The sequence below is a fragment of the Deltaproteobacteria bacterium genome, assembly GCA_019309545.1.
In the GTDB taxonomy this organism is placed as follows: Bacteria; Desulfobacterota; Desulfobaccia; order Desulfobaccales; family Desulfobaccaceae; genus Desulfobacca_B.
Map to the genome: position 1 here is coordinate 1 of JAFDGA010000023.1, position 20,756 is coordinate 20,756.

Consider the following 20,756-nt stretch of genomic DNA (forward strand, 5'->3'; position numbering starts at 1 on the left):
AATGCCTGAGGAATCAATCTTAAAAATTAAAATATCTTTTGATTCCCTGGAATTATATGCTAAATTATTAAGTAGTGGGGTCCGGCAGGCACCGAAAGCTCGGGGCGTGGATGCTATTGGTACTTGGATTACTTGAATTTTCCTATACTTCATCATCAATCCGGGAAAATTAATACCGATGCCCTTGGGTTCCCATAAATATCCGGTCACCGTTAAGTAGACCACCCTGGGCAAGTCAGGGGTAGTTAGGAACCCAATAGCTCAAAACGCGGCTTTCTCCTTATCTTCAGTCTATCTCGTTTTATAGAATTCGTTCCGGTAATCTCCAGGCTTGCGGACAGAAAAATCGGATGCGGCCATTGTGAAGGCCGACGGGGACCGGACCTGAAAGCAGTCTCCAAGCCCAACATAGGTGGTTAGCCCAAATGGACGATTTTTTGACCAAAGGAGCTCCGGGGTGATCGAGATCCGTTTTCATGGCCGTGGGGGACAGGGGGCAGTAACTTCCTGCGAAATTCTCAGTATGGCCATCATTGCGGAGGGCCGCTATGCCCAGGGTTTTGCCAGTTTTGGGCCAGAGCGCCGCGGCGCCCCGGTGCTGGCCTTTGTGCGGGCCGGTAATGAAGCCCTGAAATTGCGCGAGCAGATCTATGAACCAGATATTGTGGCGGTCCTCGATCCTACACTGTTGCGTATTGTCGATGTCACTAGTGGTCTTAAAGACGGCGGCTGGCTGATTCTGAACAGCAAAAAAACCTTAGAAGAACACAAACCTAAACTGCGCTCCGATCTCCACCTGGCAGTAGTTGACGCCACCAGTATTTCATTGGAAGTGTTGCACGCGCCGATCGTCAGCGTGTCCATTTTAGGGGCCCTGGTGCGCGCTGCCGGCATTGTGGAGCTGACCTCACTGGAAAAGCCGCTGCTGAAGCGCTTTGGCACCCTGCTGGCCCGAAGAAATAAAGAGGCCCTGATGCAGGCCTATTGGAATACCGCCATCGATTAGGAGGCTGGGGCAATGGCCGAAAAGGTTGAAAAAAGAGCTATCATTGGCTGGCGCAACCTGGCGCTTGGGTGTGCTATTCTGGAACCGGGCAGTTCCACTCACCTGTTGACCGGCACCTGGCGGCTGCAACGACCGGTGGTCGATCCGGAGAAATGTAACCGGTGCGGCCTCTGTTGGATTTATTGCCCTGACCTGGCCATGACCAAAACTGCGTCCGGAAACTATGAGCCCGACTTGAATTATTGTAAGGGCTGCGGCATCTGTGCGGAAGAGTGCCCCAAAGACGCCATCACCCTAGTAGAGGAAGAGGAGTAATCATGCCGACTCGAACCCCGATGGAAGTGTCGATCGCGGTGGCCAAAGCCGTGCAGCAAGCCGATGTCGATGTCATTGCGGCTTACCCCATTACTCCGCAGACCCATATCGTGGAGCACTTGTCCGAACTGGTGGCTAATGGTGAGCTACAGGCCAACTTTATGAATGTCGAATCGGAACATTCAGCCATCAGCGCCATGGTCGGGGCTGCAGCCGCCGGGGCCAGCACCTTTACCGCCACCAGTTCCCAGGGGTTGGCGCTGATGCACGAAATTCTCTTCATTGCCTCCAGCCTGCGGTTGCCTATCGTCATGGTGGTCGCCAACCGCGCCTTATCGGGGCCGATCAGCATCTGGAACGATCACAGCGATATCATGGCGGAACGGGACATCGGCTGGATTCAGGTCTTTTGTGAAAACGGTCAAGAGGCCTATGACTCTATCCTGCACGCCTTTCGGGTAGTGCGCGATCCCCATGTGCTGTTACCTATGGTGGTTAATATTGATGGCTTTAATCTGACCCATGTCATCGAACCGATCTATCTCTTTGACCAAGAAGAACTGGGTGATTATCTGCCGGAACACCGTCAGCAATTGAAACTGGATATCGACCATCCGGTGACTATGGGGCCGGTAGGCATCCCCGAGGTCTATACCGAAGCCAAAAAGCAGGTAGAAGACGCCTTGGTCAACTCGAAACAGACCATCCTGGCTGCCTGGCAGGAATTTGCCCGCCGTTTTGGCCGGACTTATGCTCCGATTGAAGCCTATCGGGTGGAAGGTGCCAAGATTCTGCTGATGACCATGGGGGTCATCAGCCGCACCGCCATGGGCGCGGTGGATCGTCTGCGGGAGAGGGGGAAGGCAGTGGGCCTGATCCGCTGCCGGCTGTGGCGGCCGTTTCCGTTGCCGGAGTTTCGGGAGGCAGTGCGCCAGGCCAGCATTATTGCCGTGGTCGATCGCCATATTTCCCTGGGAGCCCACTCCGGGCCGGTGTGTCAGGAAGTGCGGTCGGCGCTCTATACCTTGCCGAACCGCCCCCAGGTATTTGGTTTTGTGCTGGGTTTAGGGGGCCGCGATGTTACCGTGCACGACTTCTTTGAGATCGTCGAACTGTCCGAACAATACGCCAGCCAAGGCCCTCCAGCCTCGGAATACACCCACATCGGCCTGAGGGAAGTATAATGGAAACCGCACTGGATACTTTTGAGAAATTTGATCCGCAGCACTTGCCGGAGTTTGAGCCGCTGGCCCCGGGACACCGAGCCTGTCAGGGTTGCGGCGAAGTGTTGGCCCTCAGATTGGCGGCCAAGGCGTTGGGGCGGGAAATGATAGTGGTCAGCGCTACCGGCTGTATGGAAATCATCTCCTCGGCCTATCCCCAGACCGCCTGGCGGGTCCCCTGGCTGCATGTGGCCTTTGAGAACGCCGCGGCGGTGGCAAGTGGGGTTGAGGCAGCACTGCGCATCATGAAGGGAAAAGGCAAGATCACCCGGGATGATATTCCCATCCTGGCCGTGGCCGGGGACGGCGGCACCGCCGATATCGGCCTCCAGGCCCTGTCCGGGGCATGGGAACGCGGCCATAACTTTATCTATCTCTGTCTAGATAACGAAGCCTACATGAATACCGGTATTCAGCGTTCCAGCCTGACCCCCTACGGCGCCGCTACCACCACTTCACCTCCTGGTAAATTATCGATTGGCGAAGGCCATTTCAAAAAAGATCTGCCGGCTATTGCCGTGGCCCACAAAATCCCTTACGTCGCCACCGTCAATCCGGCCTACTATCTCGACCTGATGAACAAGGTGAAAAAGGCCGCGCTGATCCAGGGACCGGCGTATCTCCATGCCTTTTCTCCCTGTCCCACCGGGTGGCGACACGAGGGCCGCTATGCCGTGAAAATCGCCCGCCTGGCGGTTCAGACCCGGGTGTTCCCGTTATACGAAGTAATCAACGGCAAGTACTTCTTGAATCGCAAGGTCACCAAGCCCAAGCCGGTGCGGGAATACCTGAAGCTGCAAAGACGCTTTGCGCATCTGACCGAAGAGGACATTGAGATCATCCAGGAAAACGTCAATAATGAATATGACCGTCTTCTGAGACTGAGCGAGGAGGTTGATCTCGAAACCAAACTTACTACCAGTTTCCAGCAATACCTCGATCAACTCAAGCAGCAGATGGATGAGGCCTATAAGAAACTGCGGGAGGAATTTCAACATACCTGACAGCTAAGACTGGACGCACGGCTTCTAAAAATTTAATGTTTAAAAAGGAGATATAAAGATGACCACCAAAGAAAGGCTTTACCTGTTAAGTTTTCAGGAGATCAGCCGGGCCGTCAGTTCCACCCTGTCGGTGCACGAGGTCATGGAGTTGATCGTCAACAAGATGACCGAGGTGATGAATCTCAAGGGTTGCACCATCCGCCTGGTCAACCCCCGGACCAACACCCTGGAATTGATGGCTTCTACCGGCATCAGTGAAAAATACCTGCATAAAGGGCCGGTGGATATGGATAAGAGTGTCGCCGAGGCCTTAAGCGGCCGCCCGGTGGCGATTTATGATGCTACTAGCGATCCCCGCATGCAGTACCCTCAGGAGGCCAAAGAGGAAGGCATCGCCACCCTGGTGGCCATTCCCATTCTGGTAAAAGGCCAGGTTATCGGGGTCATGCGGCTGCTGACCTCAGAGCCCCGGGAATTTACCATGGATGAAGTGGAATTTGCCTGCGCGGTGGCCGAACTGGGGGGTCAGGCGATCATTAACGCCCAGATGTACGAAGCTCGTCTCAAAGAACTGGAGTTGCTGAAAGCCCTGCAACAGGTCTCCAAGGCCATTAATTCCACCCTGGAAGTGCAGAAGATCCTCCATCTCTTAGTTAAGACTGCGACTACCGCCCTGGATATCAAGGCCGCGGCGGTGCGGCTCTTGGATGAAAAACGCCGCCGGATGGAGCTGGTCGCCAGTTACGGTCTGAGCGACCGCTATATCAACAAGGGCCCGGTTGAAGCCGATAAATCGATTGCCGAGGCCATGACCGGCAAAGCAGTGTCTATGTATGACGTCTCTTCCGATCCCCGGGCCCAGTATCCTCAGGCCTGCGCCGAGGAAGGCATCAGCTCCATCCTTTCAGTCCCGATCAGCCTGAAGGGTAATGTTATCGGAGTGTTGCGCATTTATAGCAGCGAACCCCGGGATTATTCCGAAGATGAAATTACCTTCATTTCTTCCCTGGCCGAGCAAGCCGCCCTGGCCTTGGAGAACGCCCGCATGTATCAGAAACTTAAAGGCGAACACGAGGAGATCATGAGCGATCTCTATCGCTTTACCGGTTTTACCCGCAGTATTTAGATCATAAGGACTAGGGGCTGATTTTAGCGCCGCGGCCCCTGGCCCGACTTATCGAGGCTGATCTAGGAAGGAGCTATCCATCCTCGTTTTCCAAGTCTAGCAATTTTTATTTAACTATCTAGAATTTTCCCCCTAGGGGCGTGGCATAGCCGGTAAGTTCGACATAGCCCTGGCCGCTCACCGGTTGGCCGAATCTGGTGCCGATGACCCGGACGCTTCCCTCCCAGTAAGTGATCCGGGTGCTCAGAGTGGTCACCAGTTCCTGGTCGGCGACCGTGGGAGTGATTTTCAGTTTGTAGCCCGACTGTGGAATGGCAATCTGCCAGCCCGCCGGGTAGCGGGCCCCGGAATGCCGGGATTGCCAGGTAGCCGTGGTTCGGACCTGAAAATCCGCCAATTTCAGATGGCGGCCGCGACCCTGGGCATCGACCAGGGTCCCGGAAGAATGGGGATCAACACCTCCGTCCCGGTGGCGCAGCAGATATAGCATAATCTCCTGCCCGTCCGCGAGTTGCAGGGCGAACCAGTCCCAACCCACCTGGTAGTCTTTCAGATGGCTGCTGCTGAACTCATGATCCATCCAGCTCTCACCCCGGACCGGAATAGTGCGGCCATGATAAGTCAATTGGCCCTGGGTGGCCAGACGGGTAAAGGAATAATAGTGGCTGGCAAACCCGGCTCCTTCGGCCTTCTGGCTGATATTGTCGGCGCCGTGCACCACTAAAGGCTTTTCCGGGCTGAGCGACAGCGCCAGGGTTAATTCCGGCGATCGGGCCTGTAGTTGGTGAATCTGACCGTGGAGTTTGACCTGCCAATCATTGATCCACACCCGGTAGCGGTCGGTAGCCGCCCCCGACATGCCCAGCGCCCCCCGGCCCACCTTTTCCTTATAAAAAAAAGTTCCCCGGTTAATATCGGTCAGGGCCAGATGGGCAAAATAAAGCGTGTGCAATGCCCAGGCGGAGCGGGCCTCAGGATCCGGTTTCTTCAAACCCACCCGGAAAAAGGTCAGCTCGTAACCGAACCGTTCGCCACCATCAATGGCTTCCAGATGACCGGTGTAATACCACCACTCAGTCTTAAAATCAGGATGCGCGGCGTGATCTTGGGGAAATTGAAAGGGCCGCCCCGGCAAGGCCATCTTAAAATCGCCCCCAGCAGCCAGGGCCACCCAGCCTAGGACCAGAATTAGCGCGGCGATCAAGGCGCCCATACTAAACAGCCCTGGCCGACGGGTCCCACCGCAAGTTATTCTCCCCCGCCTGTTTGTAATCACCGGCCTGCTCATAGTTGAGCTTGAGACCGCGGTATAGCTCTTCGACGCGGGCATAGTCTTGCCCGCGAACATGGGACTTCGGATCGAGGCGATAAGTAAGCCGCCTCCAGATGAAGGGTTCTTTATCACGTAATAAGACCTCGATATACCGCCTCTCGGCCATGTAAAGAATGCCAGGAGATATTCTTGACTTCTAGGCGCCCCATATCGGTGCCGGAGAATTCAGCCTCGGCCAGCGACAGGTCTTGAAATAGCACACCCCTGGTTCCCGGTCAAAGGCAAGGTTACGGAAATCGGCCTGAAAAGGCCTATTAGAATGAAAAATTGCTCGATCAGTAAATTTTGCGATCCTAAATCCAGCCACACCATTAAATTTGGTCACCATAAAGTTAGCTGTACCAGCAAATTCGGCCTACCCAAAGTAAGCCGCAGCAAATTCGGTCTCCCTAAATTTGGCTGATTTGTCGCATACTTGCCCAGCAAAAGAGACCGGGCCAGAGAAGAAGACTCCCCTAAAATCATAGTCTGCCGTTGAGAGTTTCTCCTGAAGCGCGGGGTCAAAGGCAGTGCCATCTTTATCCGGCTGCCGGGAGTGGAGGATACACAACCCCTCGGTATCGGATGCCAAGGCAGGCAATTGGCACTTGATCATGGGTTTTCTTTGGTGGATCTGGCAGATTATCAAAATCTCAGCTCAGATAACGATCCAAGCCCTCCTTGAAAGAGATCGGTTCAAGGCCGAAGTCCTGGTAGAAGGCGGTCGGGTCGCAGGTGCTGCCTTCCAAGAGCATGCGAATCTGGCCGGGGGTCAGCGGGAACCAGGCAAAGCGGCCCAAATAACCGGCCAGCCAGTGCATCATCCCCACCGGCAGGTGCACCTTGAAGACCCAGCGGTGTAATACCTGGCCCAGGGTATTGATGACTTCATTGAAAGTCAGCGGTTCCGGGCCGCCGACGTCATAGATGCGGTTTTCGGTGGCAGGCTTTTCCAGGGCCAGGGCAAAGGCTTGGGCCATGGTCCACACCGGCACCGGCTGCATCTGATAGCGGCCATCGCCGATGATCGGCACGATCCGATGGGTCTTGATCTGGCGGACAAACAGATTGATCGACTGGTCCTCTGGGCCGTAAATCACCGATGGCCGGAAAATGGTATAGGTCAGGCCCGAACCTTGGACATATTCATCGGCCCGGTAGTTGGTGACATGGTAAGGATCAGCAGGAGCGGGGCGAGCTCCCAGGGCGCTCATGTGCAGATAGCGCTGTACTCCCGCGGCCTGGGCGGCCTCCACCACGTGCTGGGTGGCGTCCTGGTGGAGCTTTTCAAAGGTCACCCCGCGTCCGGGAAATTCCCGGATGATTCCCACCAAATGGATAACCGCATCACAGTCTTTGACCGCGGGCGGCAAGGTGTCGGGGTGGGTAACGTCGCCCGGGGCTACCTCTACCTGATTGAGCGCTTTTAATTTTTTCTCGGAGCCTCGGCGCAGCAGACACCGGACCCGGTGCCCCCGGGCCAATAATTCGGCGACCACCTGATTGCCGACAAATCCGCTGCCACCGGTGACCAGAACCAGCATAGGTACCCTCCCGTTTAATGTCAGGTTTCCAGCACCACCACCGCCACCCCGTACTCGCCCTCGTCGCTCAGGGTAACCAGCATCGCCCGGATACCGGCCTGCTGGCAGAGCTCAGCGGCTCGGCCGTAGATCCGCAAATCCGGTCGCCCGGAAGGGGCTGGCACCACCTCTACCTCCCGCCAGCGAATGCCATTCTGCCGCAGACCCACCCCCAGGGCTTTGGAAAAGGCCTCTTTGGCCGCAAAACGCAGCGCCAGATTGCTCTTCGGTCTAGCCCGTGCCTGGCAGTAGGCGATTTCTTGGGGGGTGAAGACCCGTTTCAGAAAACGGTCCCCAAATCGGGTCACGGTGGCGGCCAGACGCGAGATTTTGACCAGATCAACCCCGATACCGTAGATCATAATTTGTTATCCATATTCTGTCGGGGCCACCCGCCGGGTCGCCCCCAGTATTACCCCAGTTTCGGGGGATGATTGCTGAAGGCAATCTCCAAAACCTGGTCCATCCGCTCCACCAGGTGAAACTTAAGCCGCTTTTTTACATTCTCGGGTATCTCTTCGAGATCTTTGTCATTCCGGGCCGGGAGGATAATCTCCCGAAGACCGGCGCGGTGCGCCGCCAGCACCTTGTCCTTAATGCCGCCGACCGGCAGGACATGGCCCCGCAAGGTAATCTCGCCGGTCATGGCCAGCCCCTTTTTTACCGGCCGGTCAGATAACAGTGATACCAGGGCGGTGAGCATTGCCACTCCGGCGGAAGGACCGTCCTTGGGGATGGCCCCGGCCGGGACATGGATATGGATATCGGTTTTGTCGAAGAAATCCTCGGCCACCCCTAAATAAGGGCCGCGGGCCCGGATATAGCTCAGGGCAGCATCGGCCGATTCTTTCATAACCTCCCCCAGTTGCCCGGTGAGTTTGAGGCGGCTGTTGCCTGGCATGCGCAGGGCTTCAATAAACAGGATTTCTCCGCCGGTCGGGGTCCAGGCCAGACCGGTTGCCACTCCCGGTTCGGGATGTTCCAGGGCTGGCTCCCGGTAGAAGCGCAAAGGCCCCAAATAGGCTGGAATCTCGGCTTCGGTAATCCGCTTCTGGGTGCAAAGGCCCTCAGCGATTTCCCGGGCGACGCCCCGGCAGAGGGCGGCAATCTCCCGCTCCAGGTTCCTCAACCCGGCCTCTCGGGTATATTCGGCGATCACCCGCCGCATGGCCTCGGGGGTAATCTCCAGTTGCTCGGGTTGCAGGCCGTGGGCCGCCAGTTGCCGAGGTAGCAGGTAATCATAGGCAATCTGCAGTTTCTCCTCTTCGGTATAGCCCGGCAGTTCCAGGACTTCCATACGGTCCCGCAAGGCTGGAGGGATGGTGTCCAGCATGTTGGCGGTGGTGAGAAACATCACCTTCGACAGGTCAAAGCCGACTTCCAGATAATGGTCGGAAAAGGAGAAATTCTGTTCCGGGTCCAGGACCTCGAGCAGTGCCGAGGATGGGTCGCCCCGGAAATCGGCGCCGATTTTGTCGATTTCATCCAGGATAAACACCGGGTTGTTGCTACCGGCGCGGCGGATGCTCTGGATGATGCGCCCTGGCAAGGCCCCCACGTAGGTCCGCCGGTGGCCACGGATCTCAGCTTCATCCCGAACGCCGCCCAGAGACATACGGACAAACTTGCGGCCCAAGGCCCGGGCAATGGATTTCCCTAGCGAGGTCTTGCCGGTGCCGGGCGGCCCCACAAAACAGAGGATCGGCCCCTTCATGTCGGGCTTCAGTTTGCGCACCGCCAGATATTCCAGGATGCGCTTTTTGACCTTTTCTAGGTCATAGTGATCTTCATCCAGAATGCGGCGGGCCTGCTGCAGATCCAAGTTGTCTTCGGTGGCCACATTCCAGGGTAACTCGATCATCCACTCCAGATAAGTACGGATGACCTGATGATCGGGAGAGGTGGGCGGGATCCGGCTGAGGCGGTTCAGCTCGCGCTCGGCCTCCTTGAAGGCCGCTTCCGGGAGCTGACTATCTTCCAGCCGGGTCCGCAGTTCCTCAATTTCCCGGGTGCGGTCATCGACCTCGCCCAGCTCTTTCTGGAGGGCCTTGATCTGTTCCCGGAGGTAGTAATCCCGTTGTGCTTTATCTATCTCCCCTTTGACCTGGTTCTGGATTTTTTTGCCCAACTCGAGGATCTCCATCTCTCGATTAACCAGGCTCAAAACCTTGCGCAGGCGTTCCTTGACGTCGATGGTTTCCAGCAGATTCTGTTTATCGTTCTTGGCAATATTCATGCTGCCGCCGATGACATCGGCAAGGACCCGAGGATCATCGATCTCCCGAACCATGGCCCCCAGTTCCGTAGGCAGATAGGGCGACAGCTCCAACATTTTCAGAAACAGGCCCTTGACGTTGGAGACCATGGCTTCGATCTCCATGTCGGACTCAAAGTCCTCAGAGATCGGCGTCACCCGGGCCTGTAAATAAGGTTCCTGGGCCACCACCTCTTCCACCCGGAAACGATACAGCCCCTGAATCAACAGACGCAACACATCGTCCTGGGTTTTGCCCATCTTTAAGATTACCGCGGCGGTGCCGACTTTATGAAGATTTTCCAGGGTCGGGGCCTCTATGGTGGGTTGGCGGCTGGCCAGGATGCCAATGATTTTATCTTTTAGTAGGGTTTCATCCACTAGATGCTGGGCTGAGTCCTCCCACACCGTCAACGGGATTACCACCCGAGGAAAGAGCACCAGCTCGTTCATGGGCAGAATGGGCAATAACCGGGAGGCCTCGGCCTCAGTGGCCGCAGGGATTTCCGGTAGCGCCGATTCTGTCTTTAAGTTTTTCGGTAAGCTCATATTAATATTTTCCATTTAACTTGATAATCTCGTATTAAGGAAGCCAGGGAGCGCATCCTGCACTATTCTTCCTTTACGGGAATGGTTTTAGCCGGAGAAGGCCGACGGAAGGGCAGGCGCACTTCCAGGATGCCGTTATTATATTCCGCCCGAACCTGGCTCTCCTCAATTAATTTCGGAATCTGAAAGGTCCGGTCAAACAGGCCGTAGTCTATTTCCAGTTGCAAAAACCGCTGGACTGGATCATTGGTAAAGAACCGCCGCCGACCGCTGATGTTTAACTGCTGTTGGTTCAGGGTAAGAGACAATTCCTCCTTAATTACCCCGGCCAGTTCCATGCGCAGGACCATTTCGTCGGGAGTTTCGTAAACATCGACCGCGGGTCGGAACCGAGGCAGGGGTGAAGCTACAAAGGGATTCACCGGACCGAACAGGTTTTCCATCATCCGGCGCATCTGCTCTTCCAAGCGCTCAAAATCCTTGGCAATGCGAATTCTAATGGAGCCCATCGAGGCTCTCCTCACAAATTATTTTCCCATTTTAAGGTGACCGCAGGCCGCAGCCGAGAGTCAATCATCGGAATTGAATTAATGTTAAGGCAGGATAACTCTTTTGTAAAGAGTAAGTTAAGGTTTTTGGCGGGCGACAAATTTTCCCTGATAATCAAAGGCAGCAAAATTGGGGCTACTAACAGAGAGAGGATAAGGCCTTGAATACAAAACTAAACCGGGGCACCCCCAGGGCCTCAGCGATAGGACGACATTTGGCTTGCAGGAGAAAAAAGATCCGGGGATCGTCGAGATGAGCAAGGGTTTCAAAATGCCCCATACCTTTGGCAAGGATCAGGTCGGCGGCATCATAATGCTGGCGGAACTCGGGGCTGGCCTCGTCCAGCACCAGCCCGACCATAGGTGCTCCGCTATCCACCACCGGCTCCAGGTCCGGCGCCAGTCCGGAAGCCAATAGATCATTCCGGCTCAGATCGTTCTGGATGGGGCCTCCTTTCACCACATAGATTACCTGCCAGCCCTGTTGTCTAAGCCCGCGTACCAGTGGCAGGTCGAAGAACTGTTCTCCGGCATTGTCGGCCAGATACAGCATCACCCCGGGGCGGGCCAGACGGGCTTGGAACAACTCCAGGTCAGAGTCCACCAACTTCACCGGGCCGGCCAGCTCCTGCATGATTTCGTTGCCGGAGCGGAAAAAATCGATACCATTGCCAATAACCGCTAGCGACAACAGGGAAGACAGATCACGGCCCCAGTGCGGGATAATCTGGGCGGAGAACCGCCGCATCACCTCGGTCTCAGAAGACTTGGACGCGGCAAACGGGTCCGGATTGCCGGTAAGATCTTTGAGGACCTGATGAAACTGATTGGCAATCACCGCGGGAATCGCCCCTGGCAAAAACTGGCGGTCAAGGATCTCCTGGGCCTGCTGCCGGGCCTGGGCCTGCAAAAAGGGATCAGCAGTGGCCAATTCCACGGTCAGATCGATCAGCCGCTGCAAACAAGGATAACATTCCGGTTGCACACTCATCCGAGCCATGTCGCCGACCTCCTGGACAGATCAATTATCGCCCTCCCGGACCCTGGTAGTCAAGAGAGTGAGTCCGGGAAAAGACTTCCTAGGAATTGAGGGGAAAATCAGATCAGCCGATTTATTTGCTAATTGGGGCTGAAAACGGTAAATTGATCTAAGATATGGCACGCGTGATAAGCTGGCATTCACCGGAAGATCGCGCCTTACTCCAGGAGGCGCTGGAGATATTGCGAGCCGGGGGAGTGGTCGCCTGTCCAACCGAGACCTATTATGGTCTGGCGGTTGATGCCTTTCAGGAGGCAGCCCTGAACCGGGTTCTGGCCATCAAGGGTCGGGCTCAGAGCAAACCGCTTTTGGTATTGGTGGCCGATGTTCAGATGGTGGAACAGGTGGCGTTGAGAGTGCCTTCCGTGGCGCTCCAACTGATGGCCCGGTTCTGGCCCGGTCCCCTGACCCTGATCCTGCCGGCCAGCCCGTCCCTTCCGCGTCAGTTAACGGCCGGGACTGGAACTATTGGGGTGCGGCAATCCAGCCATCCCCTGGTCCGCAACCTGACTACGGCTTATGGTTCACCCTTGACCGGCACCAGCGCCAACCGTTCCGGCCAACCGCCCTTAGTTACGGCGATTGAAGTGGAAAGAGAGATGGGAAGCGAATTGGCGCTGATTCTGGACAGCGGCCCCTGTCCCGGCGGCTGGCCTTCCACGGTGTTGGATGTGACACAACAGCCCCCCCGGCTGGTGCGTCCAGGCGCTATAGCCTCTTCCGCCCTGAAGGAGTATCTTATCTGATTCAGTAATTTATTAATTCCAAAGGGATAAATATGCAAGTTGATAAAGAACCGGTAGTCATCGGAGTAGATTTGGGGGGCACTAACCTCCGTCTGGCTCTGGTCACCGGCCAGGGTGAGATCCGGGACCGGCAAGCTTTTCCTACTCCCAAAGGCCGGGGCGCTCAGGTCCTGCTGGAGAAACTGGCAGAGGCAATCACTACTATGGCCCGGAAAACCCAGAATCAGAGCATTCAGATTCAGGCGGTCGGTATGGGCGTCCCCGGTCGGGTGCTGCCTGAAGAAGGTCGGGTAATTTTTTCTCCTAATCTGCCTGAACTAAATGGCTATCAATTGGGCGCCGCGGCCCGGGATTTGCTCCCTTGGCCGCTGGTCATGGATAATGATGCCAATATCTTTACCCTGGGTGAGCAATGGCTGGGGGCCGGGCAGGGTAGGGCAAATATTTTAGGGATCACCCTGGGTACCGGCGTGGGCGGCGGGTTGGTGCTCAACGGCAAGATATGGCCTGGAGAAGCTGGGTCCACGGCGGAAATCGGCCATATTACCATTGATCCCCAGGGCGAGGTCTGCAACTGTGGCAACCGGGGCTGTCTGGAAACCCTGGCTTCCGCACCCTGGACTGTGGCCTGGGTCAAGGCCCGTCTGGCCGCCGGTGAATCTTCCTGTTTACGGGCCAGTTGGGAACAGGATCCGGAAAGTCTGGGCGGCCGTCAGTTGCAACAGGCCGCCGAGGCCGGAGATGCGCTGGCGCAAGCTGCCTTTAACCGGGTGGGCCGAGCCTTGGGTCAGGCTGTTACTGATGTGGTTCACCTCATGGGGCTCTCCCTGGTAGTCATCGGCGGCAAATTCAGCCTGGCCTGGGATCAGTTTATCGGCTCCTTAGAGGATGAACTAGATCACCGTCTGACCCTTTTTCCCCGTCGGCAACTACAGGTGGTCCCGGCCACGTTGGGGGACAACGCCGGACTCTTGGGCGCGGCCAGACTGGCCTGGGACAAGGTCCCATGACGAGCGGAGGTTAAAGGCGCAGAGGTTATCAGCCCCCTGGCTACCTATGATTTTCTAAAAAACAGACAAAAATCGTCTACTAAGGAGTCAATATCGTATCTGGTCCAGGGGGGGAGATTTAGCGAACCTGCTAATTCCGGAGGTGGGGAAGGTTTAGGAAAGTGAACATTCAAAACTTGTAGCAGGTCTTCCGCCGACATTTTCTGGTAAAGCTGGCTCATGGTTATTACCAGCTCAAAATGTTCATGGAATAACCAATGATTATACGGGCGCATGCCATCTTCCCCATGACTTTTGAGCCAATTTACCATAAGTCTGGGTCAAAACGCAAACTCTCGGTCGCAACCCGTCCCCTTAACCTCAGTCCATTTAGCCCCTACCGATACCTCGCCTCAGCTTATTGCCTTCTTTACGACTGCCACTAATACCGATTAGCTTTCAAATGAGTAATTTTATCCTTTATCCCCTCTCCCCCCCTGGCGGGGGAGATGGCGAGGGTGAGGGGGCATTTTAGCTCTTTGATCGCAACTTGGTATAAGTATTTAGAAACAAGGTTATTAAATTTAAGTAGTTTGGCATTAAAGTTGCATATAAAGGGCCCGAAAGGGTCATTTTGGTGAGGATTAGTGTGGTTACTGGTTATGCTATAGCGGCCTTCATGGGAACCACAACGGTTCAACCCCTGGAACTGGTCAGCCCTGACCGACGCCCTTCCAGGTCTGGAAGGGTTAAGAAGCATCGGTCAGGTCTATCTGGAAATGTTCAATGTTATGGCGGTCCAGGGATTGGTCAATTTGCCAGGCCTAAAATAATTTTTAAGGTGTTAAAGTAACACCATGATATTGACGATAAGAAGCTTAGGGAAATGTGAGGTATCGAGGCGTTTTGAGGTTTTGAGGCCCAGGGTTTCAGAGCTGACCCGGCGGGGGAAGGAGACCACCATGATGCCGCCCAGGTCAATAATCCTGGATGATCTGGCCCACAGATTGTTTGCGAAGGGAGAAACCCTGATATAGAGCAGGCGTTTTAGGGATTTCGCTTAAAACCGGTAACTTATCAACCAGAAACCCAAACTAATTCACCAGACCGGTTAGAACCTAGTGTTAGCCAGGTAGAGGGCTACAAGCTGTCGGTTACCATGCAAAAATTAACCTTAACCAGGTTGCTTTTCAAACAACTCAGCTTTCTTCTATCAAGGAAGAGGAATTCTGGTCTGGTAGAATTTTTCTAATTTTGGTAGGATGAAAATGCTGGCAGTTGCCAAGGAAGGGCATCGTGCTGATTTTTACGAGAAAAATTGGAGAAACCATCCGGATCGGAGATAATATCCGGATAAGGGTGGTGGAAATCAAGGGAAAACAGGTCCGGATAGGGATAGAAGCACCCCCAAATGTGGTTGTGCACCGGGAGGAAATCTATCTGAAAATCATTGAAGAAAATCTTCAAGCTGCGGATGTCGAAGGCATTGATCTAAATGAGGTTACCAATCTGTGGAGGTCAGAGAAGTAAATTCTGCCGGCAATAAGCAGAAATTTATGGAAGACGCATTCTCCGTAGAGACCAACCATTTTGGTACTATCAATGTGGCCCGGGACCAGATCATTACTGTACCTCAAGGATTACTGGGATTCCCTGATTGTCAGCGTTTTATTCTGATAGAACACCAAAAGGAATCGCCCTTCCACTGGTTCCAATGCCTAGATAACCCGGGACTGGCTTTTGTAATCATTGATCCCCGGTCTATTGTATCTGATTACCGGATTGGTCGATTAAATAGTTATTTAAGAGAACTCGGGGCAGAGAGTGCTGATGACCTGCAGGTCTTTGTTATCGTTACCATTCCCCGGCAGCGTCCCCAGGAGATGACGGCCAATCTTTTGGGACCCTTGTTAATCAACACCAAAAATCGACAGGCCAAACAGGTCGTCCTCGATATTCCCCGGTTATCACATCAGTACCGGATCATCAAGCGATAATCAGATACGGGATAAGAAAGCCATCGCAAACGGCCCGATTCCGATCGAGAGTAGAAGGATTATATTGTTGCCCCCGCTGATCCCGATCCCGCCGCGGATTTTAATCTCCCTCTGGCTCAGGTGGTGGGGGAGCAGCTTTCCCTGGGCGCTTGGCCCCAAGTTCTTCTAAGACTGCTTGCAAGCTTTGCATTTCTTCCCCAAAGCCTTTCCAATTGCCGGTTTTTAGATATTTTTGGGCCTGGCGTAAATGACTGAGCGCCTGAGCCGGATCTCTGGTCAACAGGGTCGAAGGTTGGACCTCGGTAGGTAACGAAGGGGTAGCCAATTTAGTGCCGACCTTTTTTAATGCTTCTGCCAAAGTGTCGCCAAATACCAACTGTGGTCCATTAACCACCACTACTTTTTTGAGTTCCGGCATCTGGGACTGGCTGGATACCAAAAAAAGCGGCTCGACATAAAGTAGAGAATCTTTGATTGGGAGGGCCAGTAGATCGCCGCGCAGCACCCGAGAACCTCTCTGACCCCAAAGAGTCATGAGACGGGAGATTTCCGGATTCTGATTAATCCGGGCCTCAATTTGCATAGGGCCATAAATCAATTTGTCTTTAGGGAAGGTATAAATCAACATCTGACCATAATTTGGTGGATCACACCTGGCTGCCAGCCAACTCACCATATTTTTCTTTCTAACCGGAGTATAAGGCAGTAATAATAGAAACTCCTCCTGGGACTCCTGAGGCAGGTGCATGACCATATAATAGGGCTCAAGAAATTGTTCCTGATCTTCATAGATTTCGGAAGGGAAATCCCATTGATCTTCCCGGTTATAGAATACCTGTGGATCTTGCATGTGGTAGGTGCGGAAGATGGCGGCCTGCACATAGAAAAAGCCCACTGGGTAGCGGATATGGCTCTTCAGATGATCGGGCATGGCCTCAAAAGGCCGGAAGAGTGTGGGGTAGATCTGACGCCAGGTGGCGGTTAGGGGTTCCTGCGGGTCCATCAGGTAAAATGTGATCTGACCATTATAGGCGTCGACCACTACTTTAACACTGTTTCGGAGATAATTAAACCTGCCCTGCTGGGCAGCAAAGGGAGAGGAATAAGGGTAACGAGAGGTTTGGGTGTAAGCATCCAGAAACCAGAACAGGCGGCCCTGGGAAATTACCGGATAGGGCTGGGCATCGAAGCTTAGAAAAGGCGCCAGCGTCTGTGCCATTTCGTTTACCGTCCGCCGCATCAGAATGCGGGTGTCTGCTCCCAGATAGCTCGAGAGAATGATTTTCAAATCCCCAAATTTTAACGCCATCAGCAAGCGTCTGGAGAAGCTGTCCAATTTGACCCCCCCAGAACCCTGATAATGGGTATATCGGTTTACATCTCCCGCCGGGAAGTCAAATTCTTCGGTTTTGGTATTGACCAGGACATATTCTTTAGTCAGGGTGCCAAAGTAGATTTCTGGGCGCTCCAGTTTGAACTCTTCCTTACCAACCGGCGGCAGGTCTTTTAGCCAGAATTCCGGCATGCCGGTAGGAGTAACTTGATTCACCGGGCTCAGACAGACCCCATAGCCATGGGTAAACTTTAACCGCTCATTGACCCAGGTCCGGGCTTCCAGAGACAGTTGGCTGATGGCCAGCTCGCGCGGCGACAGCATCACCTGGCGGAGTTCCCCCTCCACCCGATAGCGATCTACTGCTACCAAAGGAAATTCATAATAGGGGCGGATTTCCTGAAGTTGCTTGTAGGTGCTCAATATCGGCCGTTTATCCCAGACCTTGATGTTTTTTAGGGTCCCCTGGGCCGCGGCTAGATCTGCGCTGGTCAAGGTATCGCGGGCCGGATAGCTGACTTCTTGGATCTGATCCAGACCATAGGCCAGACGGGTGTATTTTATGTTGTGCTGAATATAAGGGTTTTCTTTGAGAAGCTCGTTGGGTTTTACCAGAAAGTTTTGAAGCAAGGCAGGATAGAGATTTAATCCCAGAATGGCCACCACCACGGTGGAAATCAGGCCGCTCAGGGTGAGACGATAGGCAGGTCGCCATAGATTAGCAAAAACCAGCCCCACCGTAATCAAGGCCAATAAGGTGACCACCGGGTAAATGGTCAAGACCCCTTTATCTTCGGCATATCCGGCTCCAAAGAAGATACTATGATCCTGATAAAGCACTTGGTAGCGATTCAGCCAGAACAGCCAGGTAAACACCAGGAGCAAAATACCCCCTAGGATCAAAAGATGCTTTTGGACGCGGGGGTCCAGATATAGATGATGGGTGTCGGGGCTATAAAAAATGGCCTGGTTCTGGACATATTTGATCAACACCAACAAGACGACAGCAATTCCGGCCAGCAATAGGTCCCCGGCAATGGCTCGATAAAAAGGCAATTTAAAAATATAAAAGGCAACGTCCTGATAGAAAACCGGGTCTTGAACGCCAAAATTTTGGCCATTCCAGAACATCAGGATGGTTTGCCATTCCCGTGCCGCCAGACTTCCGGCCACATACGTGAAAAGGCCCAGACCTCCCCACAAGGCGTATTTTAAAGATTGCTGGATTCCTGCCAAAGCCGAGAGTGATATGCTGAAAGACGATCCCCGCGGTCGAGGACCGCGCGGGGAGAAGCGTTGGGCCAGATAAAGGTTTAAAATGGCCAATAGAAAGAAAAAGGCGCCTCCCAACACGGCCGCCAAGCTCTGCGCCCCCAGGGTTATCAGATAGACTCGAAGATATCCTAGAGAATCGAACCACAGCCAATTAACCAGGAAATCCACGGCAAACAGCAACAGGAACAGTAACAGTCCCAGGGCGATGAACAGGCCAATAAGCAGTTTCCGCAGCCCGCGGTAGTCTTTCCAGTTATCCGGGTAACGCCTCACCTTATAAGTCCTCGACACTTATCGACTTAAGCTGCTTCAGGTTTATCCCTTTTGGTTTCCAAGCCGAACAACCCCAATAATAAGCTACCACTGTTATTTAATATCTTACCAGAAAGCCGGAAATCGAAAACCTAAAACGGTATAATATCTTAAAATTCCATACCATTTTTTGTAAGTTTAGAAAATTCATAACAAAATGGGCAAGTATCTCTACCTGCCCATGCCGCTCCTGTTTTAAGTCTTGGTTTATCAATCAATCTGAAATGTCGCCGGGGGCAATGGTGCCAATTTCAGACCAACCGGCATACCCCCGCCCGGCATTTTTTCTCCCTGATATGCTCCTCGAATTCCGGGCGGAAAAGTTTTAAGGCGCTCATCAAGGGGCCGGGCGCGGTCTGCCCCAGCGGGCAGAACGAAGCGTCTACCATGGTGGCCGCTAGGCGCTCTAGAAAGGCCAGATCATCTTCTTTGCCCTGGCCCTGGCAGATGCGGGTCACCGTTTCTAAAATGCGGGGCGTTCCTTCCCGGCAGGGAGTGCACTGGCCGCAGGATTCGTGAGCGAAAAATTTCGCTACCGAACGGATAAAATCTACCACACAGACACTTTCATCCATCACCAACATGGTGCCTGAACCCAGGGCGCCCCCGACTTGAGCCAGCGAGGCCAGATCCATCGGCAGGTCCAGGGCGTCGGCCGTCACCAACCCGGCGGAGGCGCCGCCGGTCTGACACATCTTGAACTTGCTGCCGTCGCGCAGGCCGCCGCCATATTTGTCGATTAATTCCCGCAAGGTAATGCCCACCGGGACTTCAACGATCTGTGGGGTCTTGACGTGGCCGATGATCTGATAAATCTTGGTGCCGGTGGTATTCTCGGTTCCCAAGGATTTATACCACTCGCCGCCCCGGTTGATGATGGCCGGAACACTGGCCAGGGTCTCGACATTGTTGACAATAGTAGGTTTATGCCACAGCCCAGCGACACCGGGGAAGGGCGGTTTAGCCCGCGGATAACCGCGATGGCCCTCAATCGATTCAATCAGCGCGGTTTCCTCCCCACAGACATAAGAGCCAAAGCCGGAGCGGACTTCGATATCAAAGGAGAAATCAGTGCCAAACAGTTTTTCTCCCAGATATCCCTTGGCCCGCGCCTGCTCAATGGCATTTTGCAGCCGGTACTTGGAGAGATAATATTCACCCCGCACATAAATGAAACCTTTACTGGCGCCGACCGCATACCCCGCGATGGCCATGCCTTCCAGCACCTTATGGGGGTCGCCCTCCATGATGTAGCGGTCTTTGATGGTGCCGGGCTCGCCTTCATCGGCGTTGCAGATGATATATTTGGGGGTAACGGTAAGCGGCCGGGTAAAGGACCATTTCATCCCACAAGGGAAACCGGCGCCGCCCCGGCCCCGCAGCCCCGAAGCTTTGACCTCCTCGACTACTGCCTCCGGGGTCATGGTAGTGACCGCCTTCTTTAACGCGCTATAGCCGCCTTTGGCCAGATAGTCTTCAAGGTTCATGGGATCGATAACCCCAACGTTGTTTAGCACCACCAGTTCATGCGGACTCTGTTTGTACTTGCGAAAATCATTGGTAGTATAAGGTAATTGCCTATAATCTACCACTTTGCCCCCCCGGTAATCATTGAGCACCTGCTTAACCTTATCCCGGGTCAGGTTGCCGAACACCACTTCGTTGATCTGCATGGCCGGGGCCACCTCGCAGACTCCCAGGCAAGCCGTCAGTTCTAAAGTAAACAGGCCATCGGTGGTAGTCTCCCCGACCCCGACGCCCAACTCTTCCTTCAGCACCTGAAGGATATTTTCAAAGCCGTTGACATGGCAGGGCGGGGATTCGCACATCCGAATAATATATTTGCCTTTGGGGGTCCAGGCATACATGGAATAAAAACTCATGGTCCCAAAGACTTCACTAGCGGGAATATTTAGACCAGCGGCGATGCGGTCCTGGACCGCCACCGGCAGGTAACCTATAAGGTTCTGGGCCTCTTGCAGGACTGGCATTAAGGCCCCGGGTTGATCCTGATAACGGGCGATAATAGCCTCAAGCTTGTTCCATACCTCCGGGCTAATGTCGACTGCCGTTTGACTGGCACTGTGAGAATGGTGGATCATTTTCTGCCTCCATATGGTCTATGGTCTGCAAGGGCGCGGCCGG

At 54.3% G+C, this 20,756-nt stretch carries 18 protein-coding genes; 9 read left to right on the plus strand and 9 right to left on the minus strand.

The window, feature by feature from the left end; translation table 11 throughout:
• Positions 1–457: 457 nt before the first annotated feature.
• Genes JRG72_08170 through JRG72_08190 form a run of 5 tightly spaced genes read left to right on the plus strand, consistent with a single transcriptional unit; the run spans position 458 to position 4,674 of the window.
• Entirely contained in the window at positions 458–1,006 is a 549-nt protein-coding gene (locus JRG72_08170; protein ID MBW2135191.1) for a 2-oxoacid:acceptor oxidoreductase family protein, read from the plus strand.
• 12 nt (positions 1,007–1,018) lie between these two features.
• Positions 1,019–1,321: a 4Fe-4S binding protein gene (locus JRG72_08175; protein MBW2135192.1), complete on the plus strand. Its 303-nt coding sequence runs from the start codon at positions 1,019–1,021 to the stop codon at positions 1,319–1,321.
• Positions 1,322–1,323: 2 nt separating this feature from the next.
• On the plus strand, positions 1,324–2,505 hold the full coding sequence (gene porA / locus JRG72_08180) for a pyruvate ferredoxin oxidoreductase (GenBank protein MBW2135193.1): 1,182 nt from the start codon (positions 1,324–1,326) through the stop codon (positions 2,503–2,505).
• Entirely contained in the window at positions 2,505–3,548 is a 1,044-nt protein-coding gene (locus JRG72_08185) for a pyruvate synthase subunit beta (GenBank protein ID MBW2135194.1), read from the plus strand. The genes porA and JRG72_08185 overlap by 1 nt, the downstream gene beginning before the upstream one ends.
• Before the next feature lie 58 nt (positions 3,549–3,606).
• A complete protein-coding gene (locus JRG72_08190; GenBank protein ID MBW2135195.1) occupies positions 3,607–4,674 on the plus strand; it encodes a GAF domain-containing protein in 1,068 nt (355 codons plus the stop codon).
• A 118-nt stretch (positions 4,675–4,792) separates the two neighbouring features.
• Here JRG72_08190 and JRG72_08195 read toward each other — a convergent pair whose 3' ends face one another.
• From JRG72_08195 to JRG72_08225, 7 genes are all read right to left on the minus strand, one after another.
• Positions 4,793–5,887 carry a carotenoid 1,2-hydratase gene (locus tag JRG72_08195; GenBank protein ID MBW2135196.1) on the minus strand — a complete coding sequence of 365 codons (1,095 nt, stop codon included), beginning with the start codon at positions 5,885–5,887 and terminating at the stop codon, positions 4,793–4,795.
• Position 5,888: 1 nt separating this feature from the next.
• Positions 5,889–6,113: a hypothetical protein gene (locus JRG72_08200; protein ID MBW2135197.1), complete on the minus strand. Its 225-nt coding sequence runs from the start codon at positions 6,111–6,113 to the stop codon at positions 5,889–5,891.
• 526 nt (positions 6,114–6,639) lie between these two features.
• On the minus strand, positions 6,640–7,530 hold the full coding sequence (locus JRG72_08205; protein MBW2135198.1) for a complex I NDUFA9 subunit family protein: 891 nt from the start codon (positions 7,528–7,530) through the stop codon (positions 6,640–6,642).
• A 20-nt stretch (positions 7,531–7,550) separates the two neighbouring features.
• Positions 7,551–7,931 carry a holo-ACP synthase gene (locus tag JRG72_08210; protein ID MBW2135199.1) on the minus strand — a complete coding sequence of 127 codons (381 nt, stop codon included), beginning with the start codon at positions 7,929–7,931 and terminating at the stop codon, positions 7,551–7,553.
• A gap of 50 nt (positions 7,932–7,981) precedes the next feature.
• The gene (gene lon / locus JRG72_08215) at positions 7,982–10,372 is read right to left on the minus strand and encodes an endopeptidase La (protein MBW2135200.1); all 2,391 of its coding nucleotides are present in this window, start codon (positions 10,370–10,372) and stop codon (positions 7,982–7,984) included.
• Between the two features lie 62 nt (positions 10,373–10,434).
• Positions 10,435–10,881, minus strand: a complete 447-nt coding sequence (locus JRG72_08220; protein MBW2135201.1) for an Hsp20/alpha crystallin family protein — start codon at positions 10,879–10,881, stop codon at positions 10,435–10,437.
• A 178-nt stretch (positions 10,882–11,059) separates the two neighbouring features.
• Positions 11,060–11,920: a DUF89 family protein gene (locus JRG72_08225; protein MBW2135202.1), complete on the minus strand. Its 861-nt coding sequence runs from the start codon at positions 11,918–11,920 to the stop codon at positions 11,060–11,062.
• Between the two features lie 155 nt (positions 11,921–12,075).
• Between JRG72_08225 and JRG72_08230 the strand changes: the two genes are divergently transcribed.
• The 4 genes from JRG72_08230 (at position 12,076) to JRG72_08245 (ending at position 15,691) form a co-directional block, all read left to right on the plus strand.
• A complete protein-coding gene (locus JRG72_08230) occupies positions 12,076–12,705 on the plus strand; it encodes a threonylcarbamoyl-AMP synthase (GenBank protein MBW2135203.1) in 630 nt (209 codons plus the stop codon).
• Positions 12,706–12,737: 32 nt separating this feature from the next.
• Positions 12,738–13,715, plus strand: a complete 978-nt coding sequence (locus JRG72_08235) for an ROK family protein (protein MBW2135204.1) — start codon at positions 12,738–12,740, stop codon at positions 13,713–13,715.
• 1,275 nt (positions 13,716–14,990) lie between these two features.
• Positions 14,991–15,224, plus strand: coding sequence for a carbon storage regulator CsrA (csrA, locus tag JRG72_08240; protein MBW2135205.1), 234 nt, complete (start codon positions 14,991–14,993; stop codon positions 15,222–15,224).
• Positions 15,225–15,250: 26 nt separating this feature from the next.
• Complete coding sequence (locus JRG72_08245; GenBank protein ID MBW2135206.1) at positions 15,251–15,691, plus strand: flagellar assembly protein FliW; 441 nt, start codon at positions 15,251–15,253, stop codon at positions 15,689–15,691.
• Between the two features lie 100 nt (positions 15,692–15,791).
• On the opposite strand, the gene JRG72_08250 is transcribed toward JRG72_08245, so the two are convergent.
• Together JRG72_08250 and nuoF are read right to left on the minus strand one after the other, a co-directional pair.
• The gene (locus JRG72_08250; GenBank protein MBW2135207.1) at positions 15,792–18,572 is read right to left on the minus strand and encodes a UPF0182 family protein; all 2,781 of its coding nucleotides are present in this window, start codon (positions 18,570–18,572) and stop codon (positions 15,792–15,794) included.
• Between the two features lie 290 nt (positions 18,573–18,862).
• Positions 18,863–20,713: an NADH-quinone oxidoreductase subunit NuoF gene (nuoF, locus tag JRG72_08255; protein MBW2135208.1), complete on the minus strand. Its 1,851-nt coding sequence runs from the start codon at positions 20,711–20,713 to the stop codon at positions 18,863–18,865.
• Between the last annotated feature and the right edge of the window lie 43 nt (positions 20,714–20,756).

Excerpts from the sequence above, each read along its gene's own strand:
- JRG72_08225 (MBW2135202.1), bottom strand. The coding sequence starts at position 11,920 with ATGGCTCGGATGAGTGTGCAACCGGAATGTTATCCTTGTTTGCAGCGG.
- JRG72_08175 (MBW2135192.1), top strand. The coding sequence starts at position 1,019 with ATGGCCGAAAAGGTTGAAAAAAGAGCTATCATTGGCTGGCGCAACCTG.
- JRG72_08220 (MBW2135201.1), bottom strand. The coding sequence starts at position 10,881 with ATGGGCTCCATTAGAATTCGCATTGCCAAGGATTTTGAGCGCTTGGAA.
- JRG72_08245 (MBW2135206.1), top strand. The coding sequence starts at position 15,251 with ATGGAAGACGCATTCTCCGTAGAGACCAACCATTTTGGTACTATCAAT.
- nuoF (MBW2135208.1), bottom strand. The coding sequence starts at position 20,713 with ATGATCCACCATTCTCACAGTGCCAGTCAAACGGCAGTCGACATTAGC.
- JRG72_08200 (MBW2135197.1), bottom strand. The coding sequence starts at position 6,113 with ATGGCCGAGAGGCGGTATATCGAGGTCTTATTACGTGATAAAGAACCC.
- JRG72_08210 (MBW2135199.1), bottom strand. The coding sequence starts at position 7,931 with ATGATCTACGGTATCGGGGTTGATCTGGTCAAAATCTCGCGTCTGGCC.
- JRG72_08190 (MBW2135195.1), top strand. The coding sequence starts at position 3,607 with ATGACCACCAAAGAAAGGCTTTACCTGTTAAGTTTTCAGGAGATCAGC.
- JRG72_08235 (MBW2135204.1), top strand. The coding sequence starts at position 12,738 with ATGCAAGTTGATAAAGAACCGGTAGTCATCGGAGTAGATTTGGGGGGC.
- JRG72_08230 (MBW2135203.1), top strand. The coding sequence starts at position 12,076 with ATGGCACGCGTGATAAGCTGGCATTCACCGGAAGATCGCGCCTTACTC.
- JRG72_08185 (MBW2135194.1), top strand. The coding sequence starts at position 2,505 with ATGGAAACCGCACTGGATACTTTTGAGAAATTTGATCCGCAGCACTTG.
- porA (MBW2135193.1), top strand. The coding sequence starts at position 1,324 with ATGCCGACTCGAACCCCGATGGAAGTGTCGATCGCGGTGGCCAAAGCC.
- JRG72_08195 (MBW2135196.1), bottom strand. The coding sequence starts at position 5,887 with ATGGGCGCCTTGATCGCCGCGCTAATTCTGGTCCTAGGCTGGGTGGCC.
- lon (MBW2135200.1), bottom strand. The coding sequence starts at position 10,372 with ATGAGCTTACCGAAAAACTTAAAGACAGAATCGGCGCTACCGGAAATC.
- JRG72_08205 (MBW2135198.1), bottom strand. The coding sequence starts at position 7,530 with ATGCTGGTTCTGGTCACCGGTGGCAGCGGATTTGTCGGCAATCAGGTG.